This window comes from Acinetobacter sp. UBA6571, assembly GCF_002434085.1.
In the GTDB taxonomy this organism is placed as follows: Bacteria; Pseudomonadota; Gammaproteobacteria; order Pseudomonadales; family Moraxellaceae; genus Acinetobacter; species Acinetobacter radioresistens.
Window position 1 is genome coordinate 1 of the sequence record NZ_DJJJ01000007.1, and the last position, 5,464, is coordinate 5,464.

Consider the following 5,464-nt stretch of genomic DNA (forward strand, 5'->3'; position numbering starts at 1 on the left):
CCTCATGTTTGAATTCGCCCTTGTATGGATAAAAATCTGACTTATCCACCATTAACATAAATCTGAAAACGCCGTGTGCCTTGCTTGTTCTGCTGAAATTGATTGAGATATTCAGGGTGTGATTTGAGTAAAGCCTTTGTATCCAAAGCAATCGAGTCTTTAGATTTCTTCCACGTCACTGAACCTGTTTTAAAGGTGGCGCGCTCAGCCTGTTGCATCTTGGCTTGCAACTGATGTTTAAGGAAGTCAAATTGCTCCTGATACTTTTCAACTTGATTGCGTACTCGGATCATTTGCTCAAATTGTTGATTGGCTTGCTCGTCTTCAGATAGATCGGTAGTACTGAGTGGTACATGTTCAGGATAGAGTAGCTGTAAAGCTTTGGCTGCCGATTCACTGGCATCTGCTTCAGGTGGGATATCCTTTTCCACACAATCCCAGAAGTAACGTTCCGCATTAATGATGTGTTGTATCACCGATTCAGAACGCGTGACTTTAAAAATGCGTGTTTCATGTCCACAGAGCAGCACACAAATATGCGCTGCTTTTTTGCCTGTCACTGCCAATTGATGTTGCACTTGGCAAAGTACATATAAAGGCACACCATCTCGCCAGAGTTTAGCCCCATATTCCCCTGCGGTTTTGCACTCCAGAATCTGTACATCTGCATCACCCACTACGGAATAATCCAGATTAGCCAGCATGAAATACTTGTCGGGATCAGGATGCTGTAATACGGCATTGACCCGACGGACTTTATATTTGGTATGCATGCTGTAATACTCGGCAACAAGCGGTTCAAGTCGCTTACCCCAATATAAAGGTGCATAGCCTTCACTATCCTCTTCAATGCTTTGTTGAATCCGTCCTGTTTTGATCATCCACAATTCCAGCATCGACATATAGGGATTAAGGCCACAGGCAGCAGCACAGTCACTACTGCCAATGCCCTTGCGTCTTACTTCAAGCCATTCCGCTTGGCTCATATTTTTGGTCTCCACAAAGCGTTTAGCGGTAAACAGTTTCGGACAGTTGGTATGTATATTCAGTATTGCATTGTTTGGATTAATTAAAGCTGAGTTCATAGAAATTTCCTTTAATATTAAATTTGGGGCATAAAAAAGCCGCGTCCGAAGACGCGGCTTTAAAGGCTAAGATTTGCTTCACAGGTGAAGAGAAATGTTTGGCTTCGTTCAGTAATACTTAGACTAATTCATGAAACTAAGGTCTATTCAGTTTAGGCAAGCATACGCAGCGCCTGTTCCAGCCCGCGCTGCTTGAGTCCGGCGCCTGCACCAAACCAGGCTGAATCGAGACGATGATCCTGACTCATGGCACGACGTTCATGGTCTGTGAACTCGGTAATAGCGCATAGCAAGCCATAGGCGGTGTCTTTGGCTGAACTGAGTTCCGCCCCGCGGCCATGCCCGTTAAACATGGTCATGACTTTTGACATCGCGCGCCCATTCGGTTCAGTCCTGTTATCAGCTTTAGGGACCGGGTTGGCCTGGCTAGCGACATTACGATAGAACTGAATAATGCCTTCGTCCTGCTCTATTGGACTGAGGCCGGTATTGTTGAATACCGCATCAAAATATGCTGCCGCTTCAGTCTGTGTGACTTTACGCTGACTGAGCTGTTTCATCTCGTACATATGCTCATCCCATTGCCGTACCGAGATACCCAACTGCTGTTTGATTTTGCCTGCATCAAATCGGGTGCTGTGCGGGACTTTAACCACTCCAGCACTGTGTTGTCCTTTAAGTGCAATCGCCAAGGTGTTATTGCAGACCACACGGATTGAGGTAAATTGCGCCGTGGTTGCCAATGTACCGTCACACGCCGTAGCCAAGAGGATATAAGCATTGCTAACATCTTTGCCTTTTAAGGCTGCACTTTGTCCTGTCCGTGCCAATGCCCAGAACTTCTTGCCGCCTTTCAGAACCCCTGCAGTTTCCAGTTCAAATCCGGACTGCTCGGTTAAATCACGGTAGAACTCCAAGATCTGTTTGGGTTGCACTTCCTGATAGCGCTGACTGACTACCGATAATGGGGCATGCGTATCTGAGCGGTACAGTACCCGCTGTTCTTCAAAGGGCATGATGATGCTTTGCCCACGATCATTCTGAGCCATATAGCTGACATGGGATGATTCAATGCGCCAGTTCATGCCAGCCTGCTGTGCCCAGACTTCAATCGGCTGGTTTTGCGTGAGCTGGTTGCCCAGACCATGCCAGGGGGTTTGACCGACATAGGCCATTTGTTCAAGTTGATGTGCCATAATCTAATCCTGATGATAAATAATGAATAAATTTAAACTGTTAAGAGTACGAATATAAACGGTCTACTATTTATGCAATGGCGAACGGTAAGATGCCTGTGTCTGGTCAGCAATGACCAGAATTACCCCACCCAGCATGGCTCCTGCAATCCCACCAATAAAAGGTGAATAGCCCAGTGACTTCGCCAGCGACATGCCCAGCACCGCCAGAGTGGTGGGTGAATTGCGAAGACCCCATTCCTGTAGCGCCGGTTTTAACGGTTCATATTGTGAAAAGTTTGAATCTTCCATCTGGTCAAAATCTCGATACGGCATAAGAAACTCCTGAAAATATATTTATGGGTCAGCAGCTCATTTGTCCTGATCTGGAGAAATGTTCAGCTGCTGCTTCATTCAGGTGTTATGTATCTGAAATTTTTTAGAATCTTGTTCTTATATTATTTAGTCTTACTATTATTCGGCGATATAGAAATGAAATTGACCGGCTTGCAGCTTGGCATTATCATAAGCATGCTGGCCTACATTGCCAGCCGGTTTTAGCAGACCGTTTACCCAATGCACACTAAAAAGTCTATCTTTTTGGTGGGCGACCCTGTGTGTCCCCCTTTGCGGCGGAACGGGAGGGGGACACCTTCGGGTGTGCTGATCTTTTTGGGTATCAGTCTGCTAACCCCTTTTCGTTTCGCCACCATTATTTAGCAGTGATGCGGTGAAACTTCTTTATACCCAAAGGAGTCATCATGACTGTTTTCTTATTTGCTGTTTGCTCTATTCCCATCCCTTCTTCTCTATCTAAACAATCCGGTTCTTCTGCCCTGCTTTGGTAATGAAGATCCTTGCACGCCTGATGTTAATGATGGGGATACTGATCTGGCTGGGCCCGGCTGTTATTGGCTTTTTGCTGATGATGCTGCTGTTCTGGCTCTTGGTTGAACTGGCCGGCTGGAATAAAACGCCGCACCGGTAAAACATCCTGATCTCTTATACCTTCTTAAATCAGACGCCGATCATCCTCTGTTTATGATGAGAATTATAATGTCTTTTTCTAATCGTCTGCCCTTACTGGGCATTGTGCTGCTGGCGGCTGCCGTGTTAGCTGGCTGCGAAAGCAAATCCAAACGTGATTTTAATGCCGGCTGCCAGTCGGGTGGCACAGACCGTTCCACCTGTTCCTGTGTCTATGACCGGCTGGAAGCTCATTACTCTCCTGCATTTATGGAAAAGCTGGGCCAACAGAATGTCAGTCAACTTGATCTGCCTCAGGATTTTACCGAGCAGATGCTACGTGCAGCTCAAGCCTGCCAGTCTCGCTAGGGGTGCGAATATGCAAATCAAGCATTATCTGATCGGGGTATATATCGTAATTGCCCTGCTGTTTTCAGCATATTTAAAAGGTTGCAGCGCGACCGCAGACCGCAGTTATGCCTATAACCTGGGCAAAGCCATGGTTTGGCCGGTGTCCATGTTTAATTAATTCCATTTACTTAAAACTTATTCAACAACAATAATTTGGAACGATTTTAATGAATAAACAGATCAAGAATTTTTTGCAGTCAGGGGTGATTGTAGCCAGTCTGGCATTACCGGGCTTAAGTCATGCAGACATGACGCAGGTGATGGCGCTGGTCAATGATCCTTCTGCCGCACCTGCAGTGAAACGCTGTGAGGGCAATACCAATTGCAATGCGTTTGTGGCACTCAGCAAGCAGTGGCAGGTCATCCCCAAAGATGATCCGTTGCGCTATTTCATCTATAGCGGTGATCTGAATGGGCTCATCCGGGAAGGCAAGGATTTGCATCAGCACAAGTTATTAGACCTGGATGACTTTGCCTATCAGGTTTTTGATTATCACGCCGAGAATTCTAATGACCGCTGGCTGTATGTCAAAGGCTTATGCGTACTGAAGTATGTGCAGCGCACCCAGTTCACAAAGCCATAATCAGGCCCTTTGGATTTACCCGCATTCCCGTTTTAAAGGACATACCGCCATGAAAAAACTGATCATCACGGCTGCACTTTTTACCCTGCTCACCGCCTGCAGCAAAACACCTGAAAGTCCAGCTTCTGCTGCTAATAGCGAACATGAATCCGTTTCATCTGATGACAGCGCTATAAAAGATGAGACAAAAGAGCGTGAGGCTGAAGCGGCCGCCATCGCGCATGACCGCTATGACCCGGACAGTATTTATGAAGGGGCTGAAAATATTGATATTCCACCGCCACAGATGAAAAGAAAGCTATTGCCCGGTGAAGCACTTGAAGTGAAGTTTAGGCCTGCCGAAACTTATGTTGGGTTTACAGTCATCACATCCACTGTCTTAGATAGCACCCGCTTAAGAGTAGTCTCAGAAGTTAACGATGTACTGGATAAAGTGGAAATAGACAACCCCAACTGCAAAGTTATTGGTATAGAACCATATACGGTTAAATTTCCTAAGCAAACCTACTACGGTGATAACTTTAACCTGCTGCTAAAGGGCTGTACTGCAGACGAAATCAAGGAAGTCTATTTGTATACGACACGTGGCAAACTCACCCACCGTGCCATTGTTGAAGAATAGCTTCAAATATAATCCAGCCTATTTTTTACCGGCTTGCGCTTTAGCTGTTGGTACAGACTAAGCTAATGCCTGACTTTATGGCTATCACAGCCAATGTAATGAAGATCTAGCTCCTGCTGAATGCAGATGATGGCTAGATGATTAAAATGCGCTCTGGCGAGTGCTTTAAGGGCTATACCCCCCGCAAAATCAGCTCGCTTTAGCCCAGGTCCATACACCGTTTTCCTCTGTCTTGGCTAATTCTGCTTATGCATTGAATCAGCACAAAAAGTTTCAATCCCTAGAAGAACTGAGACAGAGAGCATACCAAGAAGAATGACATGACTCATATAAAATTACTGTCCGCTGCCTGCTTATTGATCGCTTTGCTGAGTGCTTGCACCCCCTCACAAGATAGGGCTAGCAAACTGATCAGCCACAGGCAGAGCTTGATCCGAAAACCCAGAAATTCATGCAAACGGATTTAAGCGAAACACTGGCCGATGATGAAATGCCGGCTTCATCTGAAACAGATCTGAACAATCAAAATTTAGATACGGCATCGATTGCTGATGAGCAAACAGAAGCTAAGGCTATAGCTGAAGAATTTGACATACGCGTCTACCGTGCTGAATCGCAAGG

Annotated in this window: 7 protein-coding genes; 4 read left to right on the forward strand and 3 right to left on the reverse strand. The window is 46.0% G+C overall.

The window, feature by feature from the left end; genetic code table 11:
* Positions 1-41 precede the first annotated feature (41 nt).
* From B3X18_RS01055 to B3X18_RS01065, 3 genes are all read right to left on the reverse strand, one after another.
* Entirely contained in the window at positions 42-1,085 is a 1,044-nt protein-coding gene (locus tag B3X18_RS01055) for a YqaJ viral recombinase family protein (protein ID WP_005015572.1), read from the reverse strand.
* A gap of 152 nt (positions 1,086-1,237) precedes the next feature.
* Positions 1,238-2,281: a DUF932 domain-containing protein gene (locus B3X18_RS01060; protein ID WP_286935023.1), complete on the reverse strand. Its 1,044-nt coding sequence runs from the start codon at positions 2,279-2,281 to the stop codon at positions 1,238-1,240.
* Positions 2,282-2,347: 66 nt separating this feature from the next.
* The gene (locus B3X18_RS01065) at positions 2,348-2,596 is read right to left on the reverse strand and encodes a hypothetical protein (RefSeq protein ID WP_005015576.1); all 249 of its coding nucleotides are present in this window, start codon (positions 2,594-2,596) and stop codon (positions 2,348-2,350) included.
* A 720-nt stretch (positions 2,597-3,316) separates the two neighbouring features.
* Here B3X18_RS01065 and B3X18_RS01070 point away from each other — a divergent pair.
* From B3X18_RS01070 to B3X18_RS01085, 4 genes are read left to right on the forward strand one after another with little or no spacing between them, the layout of a single operon-like run.
* A complete protein-coding gene (locus B3X18_RS01070; protein ID WP_005015578.1) occupies positions 3,317-3,595 on the forward strand; it encodes a hypothetical protein in 279 nt (92 codons plus the stop codon).
* 10 nt (positions 3,596-3,605) lie between these two features.
* Complete coding sequence (locus B3X18_RS01075) at positions 3,606-3,755, forward strand: hypothetical protein (RefSeq protein WP_005404281.1); 150 nt, start codon at positions 3,606-3,608, stop codon at positions 3,753-3,755.
* Between the two features lie 49 nt (positions 3,756-3,804).
* A complete protein-coding gene (locus B3X18_RS01080; protein ID WP_005015581.1) occupies positions 3,805-4,221 on the forward strand; it encodes a hypothetical protein in 417 nt (138 codons plus the stop codon).
* Positions 4,222-4,270: 49 nt separating this feature from the next.
* Positions 4,271-4,843, forward strand: coding sequence for a hypothetical protein (locus tag B3X18_RS01085; RefSeq protein WP_005015585.1), 573 nt, complete (start codon positions 4,271-4,273; stop codon positions 4,841-4,843).
* The last annotated feature ends 621 nt before the right edge of the window (positions 4,844-5,464 follow it).

What these genes read in the sequence shown, in the direction of transcription:
- B3X18_RS01055 (WP_005015572.1), bottom strand. Translation starts at nt 1,085, where the DNA reads ATGAACTCAGCTTTAATTAATCCAAACAATGCAATACTGAATATACAT.
- B3X18_RS01060 (WP_286935023.1), bottom strand. Translation starts at nt 2,281, where the DNA reads ATGGCACATCAACTTGAACAAATGGCCTATGTCGGTCAAACCCCCTGG.
- B3X18_RS01065 (WP_005015576.1), bottom strand. Translation starts at nt 2,596, where the DNA reads ATGCCGTATCGAGATTTTGACCAGATGGAAGATTCAAACTTTTCACAA.
- B3X18_RS01070 (WP_005015578.1), top strand. Translation starts at nt 3,317, where the DNA reads ATGTCTTTTTCTAATCGTCTGCCCTTACTGGGCATTGTGCTGCTGGCG.
- B3X18_RS01075 (WP_005404281.1), top strand. Translation starts at nt 3,606, where the DNA reads ATGCAAATCAAGCATTATCTGATCGGGGTATATATCGTAATTGCCCTG.
- B3X18_RS01080 (WP_005015581.1), top strand. Translation starts at nt 3,805, where the DNA reads ATGAATAAACAGATCAAGAATTTTTTGCAGTCAGGGGTGATTGTAGCC.
- B3X18_RS01085 (WP_005015585.1), top strand. Translation starts at nt 4,271, where the DNA reads ATGAAAAAACTGATCATCACGGCTGCACTTTTTACCCTGCTCACCGCC.